The organism is Halomonas sp. (assembly GCF_033549285.1).
In the GTDB taxonomy this organism is placed as follows: Bacteria; Pseudomonadota; Gammaproteobacteria; order Pseudomonadales; family Halomonadaceae; genus Halomonas.
On sequence record NZ_JAWSUJ010000050.1, the window covers coordinates 1 to 19,959 of the forward strand.

The window sequence follows — 19,959 nt, forward strand, 5'->3', positions numbered from 1 at the left end:
GCCAGGCTGAGACCCACGCCGGCGCGCACCAGGTCGAGCATGCAGGCCTCCTGGTCCACCTGGGCCACGCCGTTGGGCACGATGCCCAGCGGGTCGAGCACGCCATGCAGGAGGCGGTGATGGGCGGAATTCTCGGGCGTGGTGATCCACGGCAGGGTGGCGAGCCGGGGCCAGTCGGCGCCGGCCAGGCGGCTGCCCCAGCCGGCCGGGGCGATCACGTGGTAGTCGAAGTGGGTGAGCTCGCAATGGGCGATCTCCACGACGCCCGGCCCCTCGCCGGGCGACGCCAGGAAGAAGCCGACGTCCAGCTCACCGCGACGCACCCACTCCAGCACGGTGCCGCTCATGCCGTGGTGCAGCTCGGTCTCGAGCTGCGGGGCACGCTCCACCAGGCGACGCAGGAAGGCCCCCAGACGGATGAACTCCGGGTCGACGATGGTGCCGATCTTCAGCCGGCCCCGCAGCGTGCTGTGCAGGGCCCGGGCGTTCTGCTCGAAGGCGGCCATGGCCGCCAGCGCCTTCTCGGCGGCGGGCAGCAGCGCTCGACCGTCTGCGGTGAGTTCCAGCCCCTGGGGGCGGCGCTGGAACAGCGTGAGGGCGAGGCCCGCCTGGAACTGCTTGAGCTTCAGGCTCACCGCGGGCTGGGTCAGGTGCAGGCGCTCGGCGGCGCGGGAGACGCTGCCTTCCCGGGCCACGGTGACGAAGGCACGCAGGGTCTGGAGGTCCTGCACGGTGTCGCCTCCTCGGTGGAGTGATATCAGCCAAACTTATACGCTGGTTTTGAATAACTCAATTGATCCTGATGACGATGGGGCTAGTCTAGGCGCCAATGGGGTCGATTCTGTCACGCCCCACCCCCGACAACGGACGTTCATCCCCGATTCCGACAACGACGAGACGAGGCCGCCATGAGCACAGCCAGCATCCAGCATTATATCAATGGGCAAATGTCAGCCGGCGAGTCTGGCCAGCACCAGGCCGTGACCAACCCGGCCACCGGCCAGGTGACCGGCCAGGTGGCCCTGGCCTCCCAGGCCGATGTGGCCACGGCGGTGGACGCCGCCAAGGCCGCCTTCCCGGCCTGGGCCGATACCCCGCCGATCCGCCGCGCACGGGTGATGTTCAAGTTCCTCCAGCTGCTCAACGAGCACAAGGATGAGCTGGCGCGGGCGATCACCCTGGAGCATGGCAAGGTGTTCACCGATGCCCAGGGTGAGGTGGCGCGCGGCATCGACATCGTCGAGTTCGCCTGCGGCATCCCGCAGCTGCTCAAGGGCGACTACACCGAGCAGGTCAGCACCGGCATCGACAACTGGACCCTGCGCCAGCCGCTGGGCGTGGTCGCCGGCGTCACCCCCTTCAACTTCCCGGCCATGGTGCCGATGTGGATGTTCCCGGTGGCCATCGCCTGTGGCAACAGCTTCATCCTCAAGCCGAGTCCGCTGGACCCCAGTGCCTCGCTGCTGATCGCCGAGCTGCTCAAGCAGGCGGGGCTGCCGGATGGCGTCTTCAACGTGGTGCAGGGCGACAAGGAGTCCGTGGAGGCGCTCCTCGACCACCCCGACGTCAAGGCACTCTCCTTCGTCGGCTCCACACCGATTGCCAACCTGATCTACGAGCGGGGGGCCCGTCACGGCAAGCGCGTCCAGGCCCTGGGCGGCGCCAAGAACCACATGGTGGTGATGCCCGATGCCGACCTCGACAAGGCCGTGGATGCGCTCACCGGCGCCGCCTACGGCAGCGCCGGTGAGCGCTGCATGGCGATCAGCGTGGCGGTGCTGGTGGGTGACGTGGCCGACGAGCTGGTACCGCGCCTGGCCGAGCGGGCGCGCGCACTCAAGGTCAAGAATGGCCTGGAGCTGGATGCCGAGATGGGGCCCATCGTCACCGCCCAGGCACACCAGCGCATCACCGGCTATATCGAGAAGGGCGTGAGCGAGGGGGCCGACCTGGTCGTCGACGGCCGTGACTTCGATGCCAGCGGTACCGGCGACGATTGCGCCGAGGGCTTCTGGATGGGCGGCTCGCTGTTTGACCACGTCACTCCGGAGATGACCATCTACAAGGAAGAGATCTTCGGCCCGGTGCTGGCCTGCGTGCGGGTGCCCGACATCGCCACCGCCATCCAGCTGATCAACGACCACGAGTTCGGCAACGGCGTGAGCTGCTTCACCGAGAGCGGTAGCGTGGCCCGCGAGTTCGGGCGCCGCATACAGGTGGGCATGGTCGGCATCAACGTGCCGATCCCGGTGCCCATGGCCTGGCATGGCTTCGGTGGCTGGAAGCGCTCGCTGTTCGGCGACACCCACGCCTACGGCGAGGAGGGGGTGCGCTTCTACACCAGGCAGAAGTCGATCATGCAGCGCTGGTCGGACTCCATACATGGCGGGTCTGAGTTCGCCATGCCGACGCATAAATAATACTGACTACCATCGCGCGGGTGAGAGGCGCCGTCGACAGCGTTGCGAGGGGGCGCTGTCGACGGGGTAGCCTCGAGCCTATTGCGACTTGAGAGCACGCCATGGCTGACCAGGAATTCGACTATATCGTGGTGGGAGCCGGCACCGCCGGCTGCCTGCTGGCCAACCGCCTGAGCGCCGACCCGGCCAACCGGGTGCTGCTGATCGAGGCGGGTGGTCGCGACAACTACCACTGGATCCACATCCCGGTGGGTTACCTCTACTGTATCAACAACCCGCGCACCGACTGGTGCTTTCGCACCGAGGCCGACCCCGGGCTCAACGGCCGCTCGCTGATCTATCCCCGCGGCAAGACCCTCGGCGGCTGCTCCAGCATCAATGGCATGCTCTATATCCGCGGCCAGTCGCGCGACTATGACGGTTGGGCCGAGGCCACCGGCGACGAGGCCTGGCGCTGGGAGAACTGCCTGCCCGACTTCATGAGGCACGAGGACCACCACCGCCTGGACGCCGGCGGCGATGCCGACGCTGCCCACCGCGACTTCCATGGCCACGGCGGCGAGTGGCGGGTGGAGAAGCAGCGCCTCAAGTGGCAGGTGCTCGATGACTTTGCCACCGCGGCCGTGGAGGCCGGCATCCCGCGGACCCGCGATTTCAACCGCGGTGACAACGAGGGAGTCGACTACTTCGAGGTCAACCAGCGCTCGGGCTGGCGCTGGAACACCTCCAAGGCCTTCCTGCGCGGGGCCGAGAAGCGCGACAACCTGACCCTGTGGCACTCCACCCAGGTGCTGGGGCTCGAGCTCGAGACCGGCCGGGGCGACACGCCGCGCTGCACCGGCGTGCGCCTCGAGCGCGGCGGGAAAGCAATCACGGTGCAGGCCGGCCGCGAGGTGATCCTCTCCGCGGGTGCCATCGGCTCGCCGCAGCTGCTGCAGCTCTCTGGCATCGGCCCGGCCGACCTGCTGCGCCAGCACGACATCCCGGTGGTCCATGACCTGCCGGGGGTAGGAGAGAACCTCCAGGACCACCTGCAGATCCGCTCGGTGTATCGGGTGAAGGGTGCCAAGACCCTCAACACCATGGCCAACTCGCTGGTCGGCAAGGCGGGCATCGGGCTCGAGTACCTGCTCAAGCGCTCCGGCCCCATGAGCATGGCGCCCTCGCAGCTGTGTGCCTTCACGCGCAGCTCCGACGAGTACCAACATCCCAACATCGAGTACCACGTCCAGCCGCTGAGCCTCGAGGCCTTCGGCCAGCCGCTGCACGACTTCCCGGCGATCACGGCGAGCGTGTGCAACCTCAACCCGACCAGCCGCGGCACGGTGCGTATCAAGAGCGCCGACCCGCGCCAGGCCCCGGCCATCGCGCCCAACTACCTGAGCACCCCCGAGGATCGCAAGGTGGCGGCGGACTCGCTGCGGGTCACGCGGCGCATCGCCGAGCAGCCGGCCTTCGCGAGGTATTCGCCAGAGGAGGTCAAGCCTGGCCTGGAGTACCAGAGTGACGATGACCTGGCCCGCCTGGCGGGGGATATCGGCACCACCATCTTCCACCCGGTGGGCACCACGAAGATGGGGCGCGATGATGACCCCATGGCGGTGGTGGATGCTCGCCTGCGGGTGCACGGGGTGGCGGGGCTGCGCGTGGTGGATGCAGGCGTCATGCCCACCATCACCAGCGGCAACACCAACTCGCCGACGCTGATGATCGCCGAGAAGGCCGCACGCTGGATCATGGGCGGGGCGTAAACAGCCGTATCCCCGATCTGACAACGACAGGCCAGGGCCTGCCGTTGTCAGATCGGCGAAGGTGTTGCCGACGCGGGCTCCCTTGCCGCCGATGGCGTCATGGACTTGGGCATTCGGACGTCCCGGTGAACCGGCCAGCAGGCTCGGGCGTGTCCAGGCGCTTCCTGGTAGCCAATAACGTGGGTGGCAATATTCCTGTCATCCGCCGCAAATAGTGTTTGACCTGCGCACGGCAACGGCGCACTATGCCCGCAGTTGGTTAGCAAGTGGAACATCGCAAGTGGTCATCGAAAGCTCATGGCGTCGATTTCCCGGTGAAAGTTTCTTGTTTTACCCACTGCAACTCGGGTATTTCCCGGCACAATCTAACGCTATTCGAGGAATTCGATAATGGCTACCGGTACCGTCAAGTGGTTCAACGACACCAAAGGCTTCGGCTTCATTTCTCCGGACGACAACGGTGACGACCTGTTCGCTCACTTCTCCGAGATCAAGGCTGAAGGCTTCAAGTCCCTGCAAGACGGTCAGAAGGTCTCCTTCGACGTCACCCAGGGCAAGAAAGGCCTCCAGGCTTCCAACATCCAGGTCATCGGCTGAACGTCGACCGACCTAGATGTGACTGCCTAACGGCAGGTGAGAAAGGCCCGCGAAAGCGGGCCTTTCTCGTTGTGGGGCCTTAGGCTCTTATATTCCAATAAAATATAGAAAGATTTCTAAAAATAACTTTTTAGAATAACTGGTGGCGGTCACAATGGGCCCTTTCCCCTTCGTCACCGGATCTGCCCATGCCGCTGGATGCCTGGCTCTCTCTCGCCGTCGTCATCGCCGTCTTCCCGCTGATGGCCTTCTCGCGCGTGGGCCCCGACATCGTGCTGCTCGGTGCGGTGATCCTGCTGCTGACCCTGGGGGTAATCGACCCCGGCCAGGCCCTGGCGGGCTTCTCCAGCACGGGCCTGTTCACCGTGGCCTTCATGTACGTGCTGGTCACCAGCATCCGCGAGACCGGCGGCATCGACCTGATCATCCGCCATGTGCTGGGGCGCCCCCGCAGCGAGGGACGGGCGCTGGTGCGCCTGCTGCTGCCGGTGGCCTCGCTGAGCGGTGTGCTCAACAACACCCCCGTGGTGGCGACCTTCATCCCCGCCGTGCTGAGCTGGAGCCGGCGAATCTCCGTGCCGGCGCATCGCCTGCTGATGCCGCTCAGTTTCGCCTCGATCCTCGGCGGTACCATCACCCTGTTCGGCACCAGCACCAACCTGGTCGTGCATGGCCTGCTGATCGATCGCGACCCGTCCCTGGCCATGGGGCTGTTCGACATCGCCTGGGTGGGGCTGCCGGTGGCGGTGGTGGGCCTGGCCTATCTGGTCCTGCTGGGCCCGCGGCTGCTGCCGGCAAGGCGCGGGGCGGAGGCGGTCTTCGAGAACCCCCGCGAGTTCACCATCGAGATGGAGGTGGACGCCGGCGGCCCGCTGGTCGATCGCACGGTGGAGGAGGCCGGGCTGCGCCACCTCCAGGAGCTGTTCCTGGTCGAGATCGAGCGCGAGGGCAACATCGTCAGCGTGGTGGGGCCGGGCGAGCGACTCAAGGGCGGTGACCGGCTGGTCTTTGCCGGCACCAGCGAGGGAGCCGTGGAGCTGCAGCAGATCCGCGGCCTGGTGCCGACCCGGCAGGGCGAGTCGAGCCTCGAGAAGGACTTCAAGGAGCGCCGCCTGGTGGAGGCAGTGGTCTCCGACCAGTGCCAGTTCATCGGCCGGCGCATTCGCGACGGCCACTTCCGGACCCTCTATGGTGCCGCCGTGCTGGCGGTGTGCCGCGGCGGCGAGCGGGTCGCCGGCAACCTCGGCCAGATCCGCCTGCAGCCCGCCGACGTGCTGCTGCTGGAGGCGCGCCCGCCCTTCATCGAGCGGCATCGCCAGTCGCGCGACTTCCTGCTGATCAGCAAGGTCAACGGCTCGGCCCGCCCGATCCACGAGAAGGCCGGGCTGGCCTGGGGCATCCTGGCCGGCGTGGTGGTGCTGGCCACCCTGGGCGTGACCAGCATGATGAATGCCGCCATGCTGGGCGCGGCCCTGGCGCTGGGTACCGGCTGCTGCACGGTGGGGGCGGCCAAGCGGGGGCTGGACACCCAGGTGCTGCTGACCATCGCCGCCTCCTTCGGTCTCGGGGCAGCGCTGGAAAGTTCGGGGGCGGCGGCCAGCCTGGCCGACCTGGCCCTGGGGCTCGCCGGCGGCAACCCGCTGTTGCTGCTGATCGGCACTTACCTGCTGGTCGCGCTTCTCACCGAACTTGTCACCAACAATGCTGCCGCGGTGATCACCTTCCCGGTGGTCATGGCCAGTGCCGAGAGCCTCGGCGTGAGCCCCATGCCCTATGTAGTCGCGGTGATGTTCGCCGCCTCGGCCAGCTTCCTGACGCCCATCGGCTACCAGACCAACCTGATGGTCTTCGGCCCCGGTGGCTACCGCTTCGGTGACTTCCTGCGCCTCGGGGGGCTCCTGAACCTGCTGACCGCCGCGGTGGCCCTGGCCCTGATCCCGCTGATCTGGCCCTTCTGAGCGCGCTCGCCGCCGGGCGGCGTTTGCGGTAGGGTGTCGACCTTTGACCGATCCCCTGAGCGGCCCTGGAGACGACCCCATGAACCACCCCGGCGAACTGATCATCGAGCCGAGAAACGGCAAGCCCGCGGACGCCTGCGTCTTCATCCTCCATGGCCTGGGCGCCGACGGCCATGATTTCGAACCGCTGGTGCCGGCGCTGCCCCTGCCCGACGATGCCGCCGTGCGCTTCATCCTGCCCCATGCGCCGCGCCTGCCGGTGACCATCAACGGCGGCATGGTCATGCCGGCCTGGTACGACATCAAGGAGATGAGCCTCGACCGCCAGATCGACGAGCCCCAGCTGATGGCCTCCGCCGAGCGCATCCAGGCCCTGGTGCGGGAGCAGATCGAGCACGGCATCGACAGTCGTCGCATCATCCTGGCGGGCTTCTCCCAGGGCGGGGCGGTGGCCTACCAGGCGGCCCTCTCCTTCGAGGCGCCGCTGGGTGGCCTGCTGGCGCTCTCCACCTACTTCGCCACGGCCGACAGCATCACACTCTCCGAGGCCAACCGCGGTCTGCCCATCGAGGTGCACCACGGCAGCTTCGACCCGGTGGTCCCCGAGTCGCTGGGCAAGGCCGGCTACGAGCAGGTCGAATCGCTGGGCTATCCGGCGCATTATCGCCGCTATCCCATGGCCCACGCGCTCTGCCCGCAGCAGGTCGGTGACATCGGCCGCTGGTTCGCCGAGCGCCTTGCCCGCTGAGGGGCTCCGTTCCATGCCCATGAGTGTCCCATGACGGCCACCACGTCCCCGACCGCCGGGCTGCTCGCCTGCTGGCGCAGTACGCGCCCGAACTTCCTGGTGCTCTCGCCGCTCTGCGCAGGCCTGGCGGTGACCACCGCCTGGCACGACGGCCACGCCCCCGAGGGGCACGCGATCCTGCTGGTGCTGCTCGCCGCCCTGCTGGCCCACGCCGCGGTGAACCTGTTCAACGAGCATCACGACTTCGTCAGCGGCCTGGATGCCACCACCGTCCGCACGCCCTTCTCGGGCGGCAGCGGTTCGCTGCCTCGGCACCCCGCGGCGGCGGAGGCCGTGCGCCGCGCCGCCTTCGCCTGCCTGGCCGGGGTGGTGGCCATCGGTAGCTGGTTCCTGTGGCACTCGGGGCCGGTCATGCTGCTCTATGGGCTGCTCGGCATGGCGCTGGTGGTGGCCTATACCGGCTGGCTGACCCGCCGCCCCTGGCTCTGCCTGGCCGCGCCGGGAATCGGCTTCGGCACCCTGATGGTGGTGGGCGCGAACCAGGCGCTCACCGGGGCCTTCTCCGCCACGGCCCTGTCCGCCTCGCTGGTGCCGACCCTGATGGTCAGCGCGCTGCTGCTGGCCAACCAGTTGCCGGATATCGAGCCTGACCGACTGGCCGGGCGCCACCACCTGGCCATCGTGCTGGGGCCGAGGCACGCGGCGCGCCTGGTGGCGGCCCTGGTGCTTGTTGCCTTCGCGGTGGTCCCGCTGGCCTGGCTGGGCGGCTGGCTGCCCGCCTGGGCCTTGCTGATGTGGCTGGCCGCCCCGGCGGCGCTGCGACTGGCGATGGGGCTCTGGCGCCTGCCAGCCGAGGTGTCGCCCGGCGACCCAGCGCCGCTGCTGCCGTGGCTGGGACTGAATGTTGCACTGCTGCTGGGCAGCCTGGCACTGCTCAACCTCGGGCTCTGGCTGGCGGCCTGAGGCTTCGGCGAAGGTCGCCTCGACAGCGTCGGGAGGGCGGGGCAGGATGGCAGGCCGTTATTCCGCATGCCGTCAGGACCGAGACCATGAGCACTTCCCCCTTCGCCAACCTCCCCGATGCCCAGGGCTACTTCGGCCGTTTCGGCGGCCAGCTGATCCCGCCCGAGCTCAAGGCGGTGATGGACGAGATCGACGCCGCCTACGAGGAGATCCGCGTCCGCGAGGATTTCCGCACCGAGTTGGAGGGCCTCTTCGCCGACTACGTGGGGCGCCCCAGCCCGATCTTCCACGCCCGGCGGCTTTCCGAGAAGCTGGGCGGCGCCCAGATCCACCTCAAGCGCGAGGACCTCAACCACACCGGGGCCCACAAGATCAATCACTGCCTGGGCGAGGCGCTGCTCGCCAAGTTCATGGGCAAGACCAAGGTGATCGCCGAGACCGGCGCCGGCCAGCACGGCGTGGCGCTGGCCACCGCCTGCGCCCTGGTGGGCATCCCCTGCGAGATCCACATGGGGCAGGTGGACATCGAGAAGGAGCATCCCAACGTCACCAAGATGAAGATCCTGGGGGCTACCCTGATTCCGGTGACCCGCGGCACGGCGACCCTCAAGGATGCCGTGGACAGCGCCTTCGAGGAGTACCTAAAGGACCCGCAGCACTTCATCTATGCCATCGGCTCGGTGGTGGGGCCGCACCCCTTCCCGAAGATGGTGCGCGACTTCCAGTCGATCATCGGCCGCGAGGCCCGCGAGCAGTTCCTGGCGCGCCATGGTCGCCTGCCCGACCACGTGGCCGCCTGCGTGGGCGGCGGCTCCAACGCCATCGGCATGTTCACCGCCTTCCTCGAGGACGAGGACGTGCACCTGGTGGGCGTGGAGCCGGCCGGCGAGGGGCTCGACACCCCGCGTCACTCCGCCACCCTGACCCTGGGCCGGCCCGGCGAGATCCATGGCATGGCCTGCTACGTGCTGGAGGACGAGGCCGGCAACCCCATGGCGGTGCACTCCATCGCCTCGGGCCTCGACTATCCGGGCGTGGGGCCGCAGCACAGCTACCTCAAGGAGCAGGGCCGGGTGGACTACCAGAGCGCCAGCGACGACGAGTGCCTGGAAGCCTTCCTGACCCTCTCCCGCGTCGAGGGCATCATCCCGGCCCTGGAGAGCGCCCATGCCGTAGCCTGGGCGATGCGCGTGGCGCCAACCCTGCCGGCCGACCAGCATATCCTGGTCAACCTCTCCGGCCGCGGCGACAAGGACGCCGACTATGTGGCGGATCGGCTGAAACTCTAGGCGGGGCCCGACATCGTCATTTTTCCATGTGCCGTCTGCCATCCTGGGGTAGGGTAGGGGGGGTGATGGGGCGGGAGGCCCCTCCCTACGAAACCGATGCGGGGATCCCCAGGGTGCGGGGCATGGCGCGAATCAGGGACATGTGGCGAACATGGAGATCGCACAGGGGGGAGCAGGAGCCGCTGGCCGAGGCGCTGCTGGACTGCTTCCCGGGTGTCGTCGTGCTCACCGATGCCCACGGGGTTATCCTGCGGGTCAATCCGGGCTTCGAGGCGCATAGTGGCCATCCGGCCGAGACCCTGGTCGGTCGCCGCGTCACCTGCCTGGACGTGGACCCGCTGCACGGTGACATCAGCCATGCCCTGGCCCACTGCGTCGCGCGTCGCCGGTCCTGGCGGGGCGCACTGCTGTGCCGTCGGGCCGATGGCCGTCTGATTCACCAGGATGGCGTCTTCCAGCTCCTGGAGGTAGGCCGGGGCGAGCCCCTGCGGCTGCTGGTGACCCTCCACGACATCACGGAACTGCGGCAGAAGGCCCTTCACGACCATGCCCTGCTGGAGCGTCTCCAGGGGACCCTATCGCGGCTCCCGGGGGTGGTCTTCCAGCTTCGCCAGGATGCCCGGGGGGGGCTCGACTTCCTCTATCTCGGCGACGGGCTGCGCGCGCTGGCGGGCCTCTCACCGCGCTCGGTGATGGAGCGCGCCGATACGCTGCTTGAGCGGGTCCAGGCCGAGGACCGGGCTGCCCTGACCACCTCCCTGGCCCAGTCGGCGGTGAGCCAGGAGCCCTGGTGGCTGGAGTTCCGCCTCGAGACGGCCGACGGCGTCCGCTGGCTCGAGGGCCGGGCCAGCCCCTCGCGCCGGCGTGACGGCACCACCCTGTGGGACGGCCTGCTGATCGACATCACCCCGCGCAAGCAGGAGGAGCAGCGCACCCAGCGCCTGGTCAGCACCGACATGCTTACCGGGGCGCTCAATCGCCGGGCCTTCTTCGATTTCGGCGAGGCAGTGCGCGCCCATGCCACCCGCCAGGGCCGTTCGGTGCCCCTGGCGATGCTCGATATCGACCACTTCAAGCGCCTCAACGACACCCATGGCCATGCCGTCGGTGACCTGGCCCTCCAGGCCTTCGCCACGACCTGTCGTGACTGCCTGCGCCCCTATGACCTCTTCGCCCGCATCGGCGGCGAGGAGTTTGCCATCATGCTGGAGGACACCTCGCCCGAGGAGGCCTGGGGCGTGCTCGATCGCCTGCGCACCGCCGTGGAGGCGATCGAGCTCGAGGTGGCGGACGCCACGCTGCGGATCACGGTGAGCCTGGGGCTGGCGGTGCTGCCGCCGGAAGGCAGCCTCGACCTGGCGCTGTCCCAGGCCGACCAGGCGCTCTACCGCGCCAAGCACGAGGGTCGCAATCGACTGGCGGGATCGCCGGGCTACCCCCGGATCCGCGAGGAGGCCCGCCGATGAGAGGCGGGCGGCTGGCGAATCGCGGCCGATATCGGCAGGATGGGCATCATCCACCCTGCAACACGAGGAGCATTGCCATGTCCCTGTCGGAAGACTTTCGCCTGCCGGTCGCCTGTCCAAGCTGCGGCAGCCACCTGATGCGGGTCTCCCAGGTGAAGAACCCCGATGACCAGGTGCACTGCGCCTCCTGCCATCGCTTTATCTGCCTCTGGCACGAGGCCCAGACGGTGCTGAGGAAGGGCCCCGGTAGCGAGAGCGAGGCGCTGATCGAGAAGGCCGTCAACCGCGTCGACCGCTGAGTCGGCGGTGTCGCTGTCGGGCGAACTGCTTCCGGCCGGCCTGCTGGTGATCCTGCCGGCGGCCTGTCTTCTCGACCGCTACCTTCCGCGCGCCTGCCTGGCCTTCATTGCCTTTGCCCTGCTGATGGCGCTGGCTTGGTGGCGCCTCGGTGCGCCCTGGCTGGCACTCGCCGAGGCGGTGCTGGGCGCGCTGCTGACCGGTATGGCCCTGTTCCACGGGCTGGGCAGTCTGGGGTCCCGGTCTCGTCTCCCTTCGCGTGACCATGAAACTCGCCCCCGCCACCAGGCTATAGCGCGCTGGTTGGCGGCCCTCGCCTGGCTGGCTCTGGCCGCTGGGGCCATATGGGGGTTGCTCGGTGCCGGCGAGCTCTCCGTTCCGAGTGAGGTGATGCGTCGGCCGCTGCTGATCGCGGGGCTGGCCATCATGGTGATGGGCCTCTGGGCCTTCGCCCACCACCATCATCTGCTGCGTCGCCTGCTGGCTTTCAACGTGCTGGGCTCGGGGGTCTTCCTGCTGCTGATCGGTCTGGCCGGCCAGCTGGTGGAGGTCCAGGGGCTGATCCTGGTGGGGCTGGTAGTGGCCCTGGTCGGTTCGGTGCTCGGCGCGGTTCTGCTGCGTCGCCTGCATGCCCTGGACGGCCGAGTGACCCTGGACGGCGGGGCAGGAGACGACCGATGAGTGCGCCGCCGGAGGCGTCCCTGCCCCTCGAGGCGGCGGTGCTGTGGCTGGCGCTGCTGGCCCCGCCGCTGCTGGGGCTGGTGGCGTGGCGCTTTCCTCCCCGGCGCATGCTGCTGGTATTGCTGGCCGGCGCGTCGCTGCCGCTGGCGACCCTCTGGCTGCTGCATCGCGTCGCGTCGGGTGGCCTGCTCGAGGGGACCTGGTCACCCGGCGGGCTGGTGCTCCACTGGCGCCTGGACGGACTGGCGGGCCTTCTGCTGTTGCTGACACAGCTGCTGCTGCTGGCCAGTGCGGCCCATGCGGTGGGACACCGGCGGGCCACCGCGCTGGACGAACGCGCCTTCGCCGGGTTCTGGCCGCTGCTGGGGGGGCTGGCCACGGCGCTCGGCCTGATCTGGGTGGCTGCCGACCTGCTGACCCTCTACGCGGCGCTGGAGCTGATGGGACTCACCGCCGTGGGCATGATGCTGCTGCCCGGCACGGGCGATGCGCTCGTGGCGGGCATGCGCTACCTGCTCTATGCCCTGGTGGGGTCGCTGGCCTGGCTGCTGGGCGTGGCGCTGCTGCTGGGAGCCACGGGCCGGCTGGACCTGGCAGGGCTGGAGGCCACTACGGAGCCGGGAGCGGTAACAGGCATCGCCATGGCCCTGCTGGCCGCTGGCCTGCTGCTCAAGGCGGCGATCTTCCCGCTTCACGGCTGGCTGGTGCCGGTGCATGCCAGCGCCTTCACCCCGGTGAGTGCCCTGCACGGGGCACTGGTGGTCAAGGCGTCCTTCTTCATCCTGATACAGCTGTGGCAGCGGCTGGTGCCCGAGGCGGTGGCCGCGGCCTGGCTGCTCGGGGGCCTCGGCACCCTGGCAATACTGTGGGGCGGGCTGCAGGCCTGGCGGGCCAGCGAGCTCAAGCAGGTAGTGGCCTGGTCCACGGTGGGCCAACTGGGCTACCTGATGCTGGCCTTCCCGCTGCTGGCCGGCACCTCGGCGGCGGTGGCGACCCTGGCCTGGCAGGCCACCTGGCTGCAGCTGGCCGGGCATGCCCTGGCCAAGGCCGCCATGTTCATGGCGGCCGGCAACCTGGTGCTCTCCGTGGGCCAGAGCCGCCTCGCCGACCTGGCAGGCACCAGCCGACAGCTGCCGCTTTCGCTGATGACCTTCGGCCTCGCCTCGGTGACCCTGATGGGCCTGCCGCCCAGCGCCGGCTTCACCGCCAAGTGGCTGCTGCTGCAGGCGGCCATCCTCGCCGGGCAGTGGCCGTGGGTCATCGTGCTGGTGGCCGGCACCCTGCTGACGGCCGCCTACGTGTTCCGGGTCTTTCGCTGCGCCTTCGTCGAGGACGCGCCCCGTCACGACTTCCGGCCGCTGCCCGCGGGGATGGACCTGATCGCCCTGCTGCTGGCCCTGGCGTCCCTGGCGCTGGGGCTCGGCGCCGAGTGGCCGCTGGCCCTGCTGCGGGAAGGGGGGCTGCCATGAGCGGTGCGCTGATCCTGCTGGCGACGCTGGGCACGTCGCTGCTCGCCGCGGTGATGATCTTCCTGCTGCCGGAACGCGCCTTCCGGGCGCGCACCGGGCTCAACCTCGGCGCGGCCCTGATCAAGCTCGGCCTGGTGGCCTGGATGGTCTGGGGACTCAGTCACGGCCGCGAGTATGCCGTCGAGTTCCCGGTGCTCGAGGGACTGCCCTTCGTGCTGCGCGCCGACGCCCTGGGGATCATGTTCGCGGGGCTCTCCTCGCTGCTCTGGCTGCTCACCACCGTCTACGCCATCGGCTACCTGGAGGACTCCCCCAACCGCAAGCGCTTCTTCGGCTTCTTCAGCCTCTGCGTGGCCAGCACCCTGGGGATCAGCCTGGCCGGCAACCTCTTCACCCTCCTGGTCTTCTATGAGCTACTGACCCTCTCCACCTACCCCCTGGTGGTGCACCGGGGGACCTCGAAGGCACTGGCGGCGGGCAAGGTCTACCTGCGTTACACCCTGGTCGCCGGACTGGGGCTGATGGTCGGCATGGTCACCCTGCATGTCCTGGCCGGGGACATCCGCTTCGGCGAGAGGGAGATCCTCGCCGAGCTCGGGTCCGGCCGCCAGCCGCTGCTGGTGGGCCTCTTCTGGGTGCTGATTGCCGGGTTCGGTGTCAAGGCGGCCCTGGTGCCGCTGCACGGCTGGCTGCCGCGGGCCATGGTGGCGCCGGCGCCGGTCAGCGCCCTGCTGCATGCGGTGGCGGTGGTCAAGGCCGGTGCCTTCGGCATCGTGCGGCTGGTCTATGACGTCTACGGCATCGAGCTGAGTGACTCGCTGGGGCTGCTGAACGGCCTGGTGGCCGTGGCGTCGGTGACCATCCTCTACGGCTCGCTGCGTGCCCTGGCCCAGCAGGAGCTGAAGCCTCGACTGGCCTACTCCACGGTGAGCCAGGTCTCCTACATCGTGCTTGGCATCGGCCTGTTCGGCCCGCTGGGCACCATCGCGGCGCTCTCGCACCTGCTGCACCAGGGCCTGATGAAGGTCACCCTGTTCTTCTGTGCCGGCAACTACGCCGAGGAGCTCGGCATCCACCGCATCGACGAACTCGACGGTGCCGGTCGACGCATGCCGCTGACCAGCATGGCCTTCACGGTGGGGGCGCTGGGCATGATCGGCCTGCCGCCGGTGGTGGGCTTCCTGAGCAAATGGTACCTGGGCACCGGGGCCATCCAGGCCGGGATGCCTTGGGTCATCGCCGTGCTGGTGGCCAGTAGCCTGCTCAACGCCGCCTACTTTCTGCCGATCCTCGGCCGGCTGTGGTTTCGTCCCGGACCCGATCATGGCGTGGGGGAGTGGCCCGAGGAGCGCCGCCTGGGCCGGCTGGAGACCCACGCCTGGCTGCTGGTGCCGGCGGTGGTCACGGCGCTGTTCAGCCTGATGGCCGGCATGCTGGCGGGCATGCCCTTCAGCCCGCTTGAGTGGGCAACCCGTGTGGCCAGCGCGGAGTACCTGCCATGAGCGATGCGCTTCTTGCACTTGCCCTACCTGCCACGCTGCTCTGGCCGCTGCTGATGCTGCTGCGGGTGCCGCTGCTGGCAGCCCTGGCCGATCGTGGACGTCCGGCTGTTCTGCTCGACGGGCTCTGGTGCAGCGCGCCGCTGCCCGCCCTGGCACTGGCTTTGGGCGTCGACAAGGGAACCTTGGCACTGGACTGGTGGCTGCTCGGCGGACACTGGACACTGGACGCCACGCGGGGCCCATTGCTGGCCGTCACGACGCTGCTGTGGCTGCTGGCGGGGGTCTATGCCCGGGGCTACCTGTCCGGTGAGCAGGACAAGGCGATGGCCGGCGACGGGGCGGCCGAGGCCCGGTTGACGCGCTTCGCACTGCTCTGGCCGTTGACGCTCTCGGGTAACCTGCTGCTGCTCGTCGCCGAGGATATCCCCAGCTTCTACCTGGGCTTCGCGGTGATGACCTTCGCCGCCTACGGTCTGGTGGTGCACTCGGCGACCCGGGACGCCCGCACCGGTGGCCTGGCCTACCTGGTGATGGCGGTGCTGGGCGAGGGGCTGATCCTGGCCGGACTGTTGTGGGGGGCGGGCGGCATCGGCACCACCACCCTGGGTGGCCTGCGCGAGGGGATGCTCGAGGCATCCGGCGGCGTCTGGATGGGCCTGCTGCTTTGGCTGGGCTTCGGGGTCAAGGCGGGGGTGGTGGGGCTGCACCTATGGCTGCCGCTGGCCCACCCGGTGGCGCCGACGCCGGCCAGCGCGGTGCTCAGCGGGGCGATGATCAAGGCGGGGCTGGTCGGCTGGCTCGCCACCCTGCCGCTGGGCGAACCCGGCGCCGGTGAGGCCTTCGCCTGGCTCGGACAGGTCATGCTGGTGGCCGGCCTGCTGGCCGCCATCGGGGCGGCCCTCTACGGGGTCTGCCAGCGCCACCCCAAGGCGGTGCTGGCCTACTCCAGCGTCAGCCAGATGGGCATGATCACCGCCCTGGTGGCCATGGGGCTCGTCGCCCCCTCGCTGTGGCCGGCGCTGTCGATGGCGGTGGTGCTCTTCGCCGCCCACCACGCCCTGACCAAGGGGGCGCTGTTTCTCGGGGTGGGCATCGGCGAGCACCCGCCGCGCCTGCCGGCCTGGCTGCTCTGGACCCTGCTGGCGCTGCCGGCGCTGTCGCTTACCGGCGCCCTGGCCTCGGGACTGGCCACCAAGTGGGCCTTCAAGGCGGTGCTTTACGAGGGCGACGAGAAGGGCGTGGTGACCTGGCTCTCCGTGGCGGCGGTGGGCACCACGGTGCTGATGGCCCGCACCCTCTGGTGCCAGTGGCAGGGCGAGCGCCAGGCGCGCGAGGACGGCCTTGCGCCGTTGGTGGCCCCGATGCCGCTGGCCTGGCTGGCGACACTGCTGGCCGCACTGGCGTTGCCCTGGTGGCTGGGTGATGGGCCCGTCAACCATGGCTGGCCACCGCTGGCCGAGCTCCCCGGGCTGCTGTGGCCGCTGGCCCTGGGTCTCGCGGGCTCGGTCGCGGCCTGGGCCGCTGGGCGTCGCCACCCGTTGCGGCTCATGCGACGGCTGCCGCCCGGGGATCTCTGGTGGCCGCTGGCGAGGGCCTGGCAGGCATCGCGTCGTCGGGTGCAGGCGCACCTGGCACGGCTCGGCCGCGCCCTGGAGGCCTGGGTGGCCTGGTGGGTGGCACGCGAGCACGACGCCATCAAGACATTGGACGGCATGACGCGCGGCGAGGGATGGCTGCGCTGCCATGCGGCGGTGCTCATGATGGGCGTGGCCGTGGGACTGGCCCTGCTGTTGCTATTGGGTACGGCCTTGATGGGCCCGGCCTGATCCGCCGGGACGAACGACGGGTCAGGCCGGGCGTTTCTGGTCAGTGGGTCAGAGCAGCTCTTCCCCGGCGAGCGCCAGGCGCGAGCGCTCCACGCTCTTGAGGGTCACATGGCCGGCATGGGGCCAGTCGCGGAAGTGCTGGACCACCGCCGCCATGCCACAGGTGTTGGCGGTCAGGTACGGCGTGTCGATCTGGCCGACGTTGCCCAGGCAGACGATCTTGGTGTTGCGCCCGGCCCGGGTGATCAGGGACTTGAGCTGCTTGGGCGTGAAGTTCTGTGCCTCGTCGATGATCAGGAAGGTGTCGTTGAGGGTGCGCCCGCGCATGAAGCCGGGCGCGCGGATTTGCACCCGCGAGCCGAGCAGCTGGCGGGTGGCGTCCTGGTTCCAGGTGCTGCTGCCGTCATGCTCGTCGCGCAGCAGGTTGTCCATGTTGTCGTGGAAGGCCCCCATCCAGGGCGACATCTTCTCCTCCTCGGTGCCCGGCAGGAAGCCGATGTCCTCGCTCATGGAGATCGGCGCCCGGGTGAAGACGATGCGCTCGAAGCGCTTGGTGTCCAGGGTCTGCTGGAAGGCCGCGGCCAGGGTCATGAAGGTCTTGCCGGTGCCTGCGCTGCCGGCGATGGTCACCAGGTCGATGTCGTCGTCCATCAGCAGGTTGAGGGTGAAGTTCTGCCGGCTGTCGTGGGCGTGCACCCCCCAGACGCTGGTAGCGTGACGGTAGTTGGTGAGCAGCTCGAGGTGGGCGTGCTTCGGCCCGGCCTCTCGCACGATGGCCTCGAAGCTGGCGCCATTGTCGCTGTCGGAGACCAGCATTCCGAGGTGCCATTCGCGGGGGATGTCGCCGGCCAGGCGGTAGACGACCCGGTGGTCCCGGCGCTCGACCTTGACGTCCACCGCCAGGCTGTCCCAGAGCCCGCTGCCGTCGTGGCCGGCATCGGGATAGATGCGGGCGCCATCGAGCATGGCGTCGCTGTCGTCGAAGGCGCGATCGGTGAGGTAGTCCTCCACCGGCACCCCCAGGGCGGCGGCCTTGACCCGCAGGTTGATGTCCTTGGTGACGAGTATCACCGAGGCGTCCGGTCGCTCGTCGCGCAGTCGGCAGGTCTCGGCCAGCAGGCGGTTGTCGGGGCTCTCTTCCAGCGGGTCCAGCGGTTTCAGGTCGGTGTAGCAGAGCAGGCGCAGGCGCCCCTCTGGGCCGGTGAGTCGGGGGATGGGAATGCCGTCGCGGATCTGGTCGATATCGACGCTGGCGGTGAGGTCGGACAGGGTGCGGCTGACCTGGCGGGCGGTGCGGGCGATCTCGCGGATGCCGTTCTTGTGCTTGTCGAGCTCCTCGAGCACGGTCATGGGGATGACCACCTCGTGCTCGTCGAACTGGTAGAGGGCGGCGGGGTCGTGGATCAGGACATTGGTGTCCAGCACGTAGAGCCGGGTGGCCTTCTTGTCGATGCGTACCATCGGCGCAGTTCTCCTTGTCGTCATAGTGTCGACACTGCCGGCGCACGATGTCAGCCATGTGACAGGGGCCCCGCGGTGTCGTCCCGCTCGATGCGACGTTCACCTCCTTGCCTGTGGTCCTGCCTGGTTGGATGCCTGTCGGACGGCGAGGTGCCATCCTGTTTCGAGCATGGTCGGTGTTCGCTCATGCTGCAATGCGATATCGCGGGGTACCGTCAACGTTGGCTCAGCGAGTCTCCTCGGCCTCCTGGAAGATGCGTTCCACGTCCAGGGTGGAGCGCTGGCCCAGGTCGTCGAAGTGCTCGACGAGCCAGGCCTCGGTGGTCGCGCGCCCCAGTTCATGCAGGTGGCAGAGGAAGGCCCACTCGGCGTTGAGCTTGCTGGATACGGAGAGGTGCGACAGGGGCTCGTCGCCGCTGAGGTGGTGGAGCCGGGCCTCCCGATAGCAGCCGATGTCGATGTCATGCTCGCCGAGCAGCTTCTGCAGCATCACGATCGTGCGCACTTCCTTGATCAGGGCGGCATTGAAGGTGATCTCGTTGAGGCGGTTCAGGATGTCCGCGGCGCTGGTGGGCACTTCCTGGCGATGCATGGGGGTGATCTGCACCACCAGGATGTCACCCGCCGTGCAGTCATGCAGCAATGGCGAGAGCGAGGGGTTGCCCATGTAGCCACCATCCCAGTAGGCCTCACCGTCGATCTCCACCGCCTGGAAGACCGTGGGCAGGCAGGCCGAGGCCATCACCGCATCGAGGCTCATCTCCTCGCGGTTAAAGATCCGCTGCTTGCCGCTGCGCACGTTGGTGGCGGTGACGAAGAGCTTGAGCTCCTCGCAGGCCCGGACCCGCTCGAAGTCGACCCGTTCGGCGACGATGTCGCGCAGCGGATTGAAGTTGAAGGGATTGAAGTGGTAGGGCGAGACCAGCCGGCTCATCAGGTCCAGGGCGATGTAGCCCGGGGAGTGGTCGAGGCTCCAGTTGCCGGTGAGCATGTCCAGCGGGGTGCGGCGCACGGGACTCGCCATGCCCGCCCGGCTGACGGCCCGCCAGAAGTCGCGCAGGGCCACGCGAGCGGTGGATTCGTCGCCGCGGGTCAGGGCATCGGCCATCACCACGCCGTTCATGGCCCCGGCACTGGTCCCGCTGATGCCCTCGATCTCGATGCGCTCGTCCTCGAGCAGGCGGTCCATCACGCCCCAGGTGAAGGCACCGTGGGCGCCACCGCCCTGCAGGGCCAGGTCGATCCGGCGTTTCTCGCTCATCTTTGCTCCTCGGCGCGGGGCAGCCCGGTCAGGCCGCCGCTGCAGTGCATCAACGCCAGCATAACGGCCGAGACGGATGACGACCATCATCCACGCAAGCGCCTGGTGTTCAGAGTAGCCCCCACCATGGGTAGGAAGGCCGCTCGAATTCGCCTGTTTCCAGGCGGTGCATCGGCCCCAGGGTGAACAAGCCAGCTTCAGGGGCATCAGTGGATCAGCACCTGCTGCGCTTGGATCAGGTGATCGGCCTGCTCTATGGTGTTTAAACCG

Annotated in this window: 16 protein-coding genes; 13 read left to right on the top strand and 3 right to left on the bottom strand. The window is 68.8% G+C overall.

Going from position 1 to position 19,959, the window contains the following annotated elements:
* On the bottom strand, nucleotides 1–731 hold a 731-nt coding region (locus SCI24_RS12285; protein WP_318725651.1), incomplete at its 3' end, for a LysR family transcriptional regulator.
* 177 nt (nucleotides 732–908) lie between these two features.
* Here SCI24_RS12285 and SCI24_RS12290 point away from each other — a divergent pair.
* The 13 genes from SCI24_RS12290 (at nucleotide 909) to SCI24_RS12350 (ending at nucleotide 16,967) form a co-directional block, all read left to right on the top strand.
* A complete protein-coding gene (locus tag SCI24_RS12290; protein ID WP_318725652.1) occupies nucleotides 909–2,420 on the top strand; it encodes a CoA-acylating methylmalonate-semialdehyde dehydrogenase in 1,512 nt (503 codons plus the stop codon).
* 101 nt (nucleotides 2,421–2,521) lie between these two features.
* Nucleotides 2,522–4,171 (top strand): GMC family oxidoreductase, encoded by a 1,650-nt coding sequence (locus tag SCI24_RS12295; protein ID WP_318725653.1) that lies wholly within the window; start codon nucleotides 2,522–2,524, stop codon nucleotides 4,169–4,171.
* Nucleotides 4,172–4,561: 390 nt separating this feature from the next.
* A complete protein-coding gene (locus SCI24_RS12300) occupies nucleotides 4,562–4,768 on the top strand; it encodes a cold-shock protein (protein ID WP_040185674.1) in 207 nt (68 codons plus the stop codon).
* 188 nt (nucleotides 4,769–4,956) lie between these two features.
* Nucleotides 4,957–6,726: an SLC13 family permease gene (locus tag SCI24_RS12305; RefSeq protein ID WP_318725654.1), complete on the top strand. Its 1,770-nt coding sequence runs from the start codon at nucleotides 4,957–4,959 to the stop codon at nucleotides 6,724–6,726.
* 79 nt (nucleotides 6,727–6,805) lie between these two features.
* A complete protein-coding gene (locus tag SCI24_RS12310; protein ID WP_318725655.1) occupies nucleotides 6,806–7,474 on the top strand; it encodes an alpha/beta hydrolase in 669 nt (222 codons plus the stop codon).
* 30 nt (nucleotides 7,475–7,504) lie between these two features.
* On the top strand, nucleotides 7,505–8,437 hold the full coding sequence (locus SCI24_RS12315) for a prenyltransferase (protein ID WP_318725656.1): 933 nt from the start codon (nucleotides 7,505–7,507) through the stop codon (nucleotides 8,435–8,437).
* Nucleotides 8,438–8,523: 86 nt separating this feature from the next.
* On the top strand, nucleotides 8,524–9,726 hold the full coding sequence (gene trpB, locus SCI24_RS12320; protein ID WP_318725657.1) for a tryptophan synthase subunit beta: 1,203 nt from the start codon (nucleotides 8,524–8,526) through the stop codon (nucleotides 9,724–9,726).
* 122 nt (nucleotides 9,727–9,848) lie between these two features.
* Nucleotides 9,849–11,192: a diguanylate cyclase gene (locus SCI24_RS12325; protein WP_318725658.1), complete on the top strand. Its 1,344-nt coding sequence runs from the start codon at nucleotides 9,849–9,851 to the stop codon at nucleotides 11,190–11,192.
* Nucleotides 11,193–11,269: 77 nt separating this feature from the next.
* Nucleotides 11,270–11,491: a hypothetical protein gene (locus SCI24_RS12330; RefSeq protein WP_318725659.1), complete on the top strand. Its 222-nt coding sequence runs from the start codon at nucleotides 11,270–11,272 to the stop codon at nucleotides 11,489–11,491.
* A 7-nt stretch (nucleotides 11,492–11,498) separates the two neighbouring features.
* Nucleotides 11,499–12,170: a hydrogenase subunit MbhD domain-containing protein gene (locus tag SCI24_RS12335; protein WP_318725660.1), complete on the top strand. Its 672-nt coding sequence runs from the start codon at nucleotides 11,499–11,501 to the stop codon at nucleotides 12,168–12,170.
* Nucleotides 12,167–13,639 (top strand): complex I subunit 5 family protein, encoded by a 1,473-nt coding sequence (locus SCI24_RS12340; protein WP_318725661.1) that lies wholly within the window; start codon nucleotides 12,167–12,169, stop codon nucleotides 13,637–13,639. The genes SCI24_RS12335 and SCI24_RS12340 overlap by 4 nt, the downstream gene beginning before the upstream one ends.
* Entirely contained in the window at nucleotides 13,636–15,141 is a 1,506-nt protein-coding gene (locus SCI24_RS12345) for a complex I subunit 5 family protein (protein ID WP_318725662.1), read from the top strand. The genes SCI24_RS12340 and SCI24_RS12345 overlap by 4 nt, the downstream gene beginning before the upstream one ends.
* Nucleotides 15,138–16,967 (top strand): complex I subunit 5 family protein, encoded by a 1,830-nt coding sequence (locus tag SCI24_RS12350; RefSeq protein ID WP_318725663.1) that lies wholly within the window; start codon nucleotides 15,138–15,140, stop codon nucleotides 16,965–16,967. The genes SCI24_RS12345 and SCI24_RS12350 overlap by 4 nt, the downstream gene beginning before the upstream one ends.
* Before the next feature lie 48 nt (nucleotides 16,968–17,015).
* On the opposite strand, the gene SCI24_RS12355 is transcribed toward SCI24_RS12350, so the two are convergent.
* Together SCI24_RS12355 and SCI24_RS12360 are read right to left on the bottom strand one after the other, a co-directional pair.
* Entirely contained in the window at nucleotides 17,016–18,428 is a 1,413-nt protein-coding gene (locus SCI24_RS12355; RefSeq protein ID WP_318725664.1) for a PhoH family protein, read from the bottom strand.
* Nucleotides 18,429–18,654: 226 nt separating this feature from the next.
* Nucleotides 18,655–19,689 carry a patatin-like phospholipase family protein gene (locus SCI24_RS12360; RefSeq protein ID WP_318725665.1) on the bottom strand — a complete coding sequence of 345 codons (1,035 nt, stop codon included), beginning with the start codon at nucleotides 19,687–19,689 and terminating at the stop codon, nucleotides 18,655–18,657.
* Nucleotides 19,690–19,959 lie beyond the last annotated feature (270 nt).

Bases quoted from the DNA above. Each gene is read 5' to 3' on its own strand.
- SCI24_RS12290 (WP_318725652.1), top strand. From the start codon at position 909: ATGAGCACAGCCAGCATCCAGCATTATATCAATGGGCAAATGTCAGCC.
- SCI24_RS12295 (WP_318725653.1), top strand. From the start codon at position 2,522: ATGGCTGACCAGGAATTCGACTATATCGTGGTGGGAGCCGGCACCGCC.
- SCI24_RS12300 (WP_040185674.1), top strand. From the start codon at position 4,562: ATGGCTACCGGTACCGTCAAGTGGTTCAACGACACCAAAGGCTTCGGC.
- SCI24_RS12305 (WP_318725654.1), top strand. From the start codon at position 4,957: ATGCCGCTGGATGCCTGGCTCTCTCTCGCCGTCGTCATCGCCGTCTTC.
- SCI24_RS12310 (WP_318725655.1), top strand. From the start codon at position 6,806: ATGAACCACCCCGGCGAACTGATCATCGAGCCGAGAAACGGCAAGCCC.
- SCI24_RS12315 (WP_318725656.1), top strand. From the start codon at position 7,505: ATGACGGCCACCACGTCCCCGACCGCCGGGCTGCTCGCCTGCTGGCGC.
- trpB (WP_318725657.1), top strand. From the start codon at position 8,524: ATGAGCACTTCCCCCTTCGCCAACCTCCCCGATGCCCAGGGCTACTTC.
- SCI24_RS12325 (WP_318725658.1), top strand. From the start codon at position 9,849: ATGGCGCGAATCAGGGACATGTGGCGAACATGGAGATCGCACAGGGGG.
- SCI24_RS12330 (WP_318725659.1), top strand. From the start codon at position 11,270: ATGTCCCTGTCGGAAGACTTTCGCCTGCCGGTCGCCTGTCCAAGCTGC.
- SCI24_RS12340 (WP_318725661.1), top strand. From the start codon at position 12,167: ATGAGTGCGCCGCCGGAGGCGTCCCTGCCCCTCGAGGCGGCGGTGCTG.
- SCI24_RS12345 (WP_318725662.1), top strand. From the start codon at position 13,636: ATGAGCGGTGCGCTGATCCTGCTGGCGACGCTGGGCACGTCGCTGCTC.
- SCI24_RS12350 (WP_318725663.1), top strand. From the start codon at position 15,138: ATGAGCGATGCGCTTCTTGCACTTGCCCTACCTGCCACGCTGCTCTGG.
- SCI24_RS12355 (WP_318725664.1), bottom strand. From the start codon at position 18,428: ATGGTACGCATCGACAAGAAGGCCACCCGGCTCTACGTGCTGGACACC.
- SCI24_RS12360 (WP_318725665.1), bottom strand. From the start codon at position 19,689: ATGAGCGAGAAACGCCGGATCGACCTGGCCCTGCAGGGCGGTGGCGCC.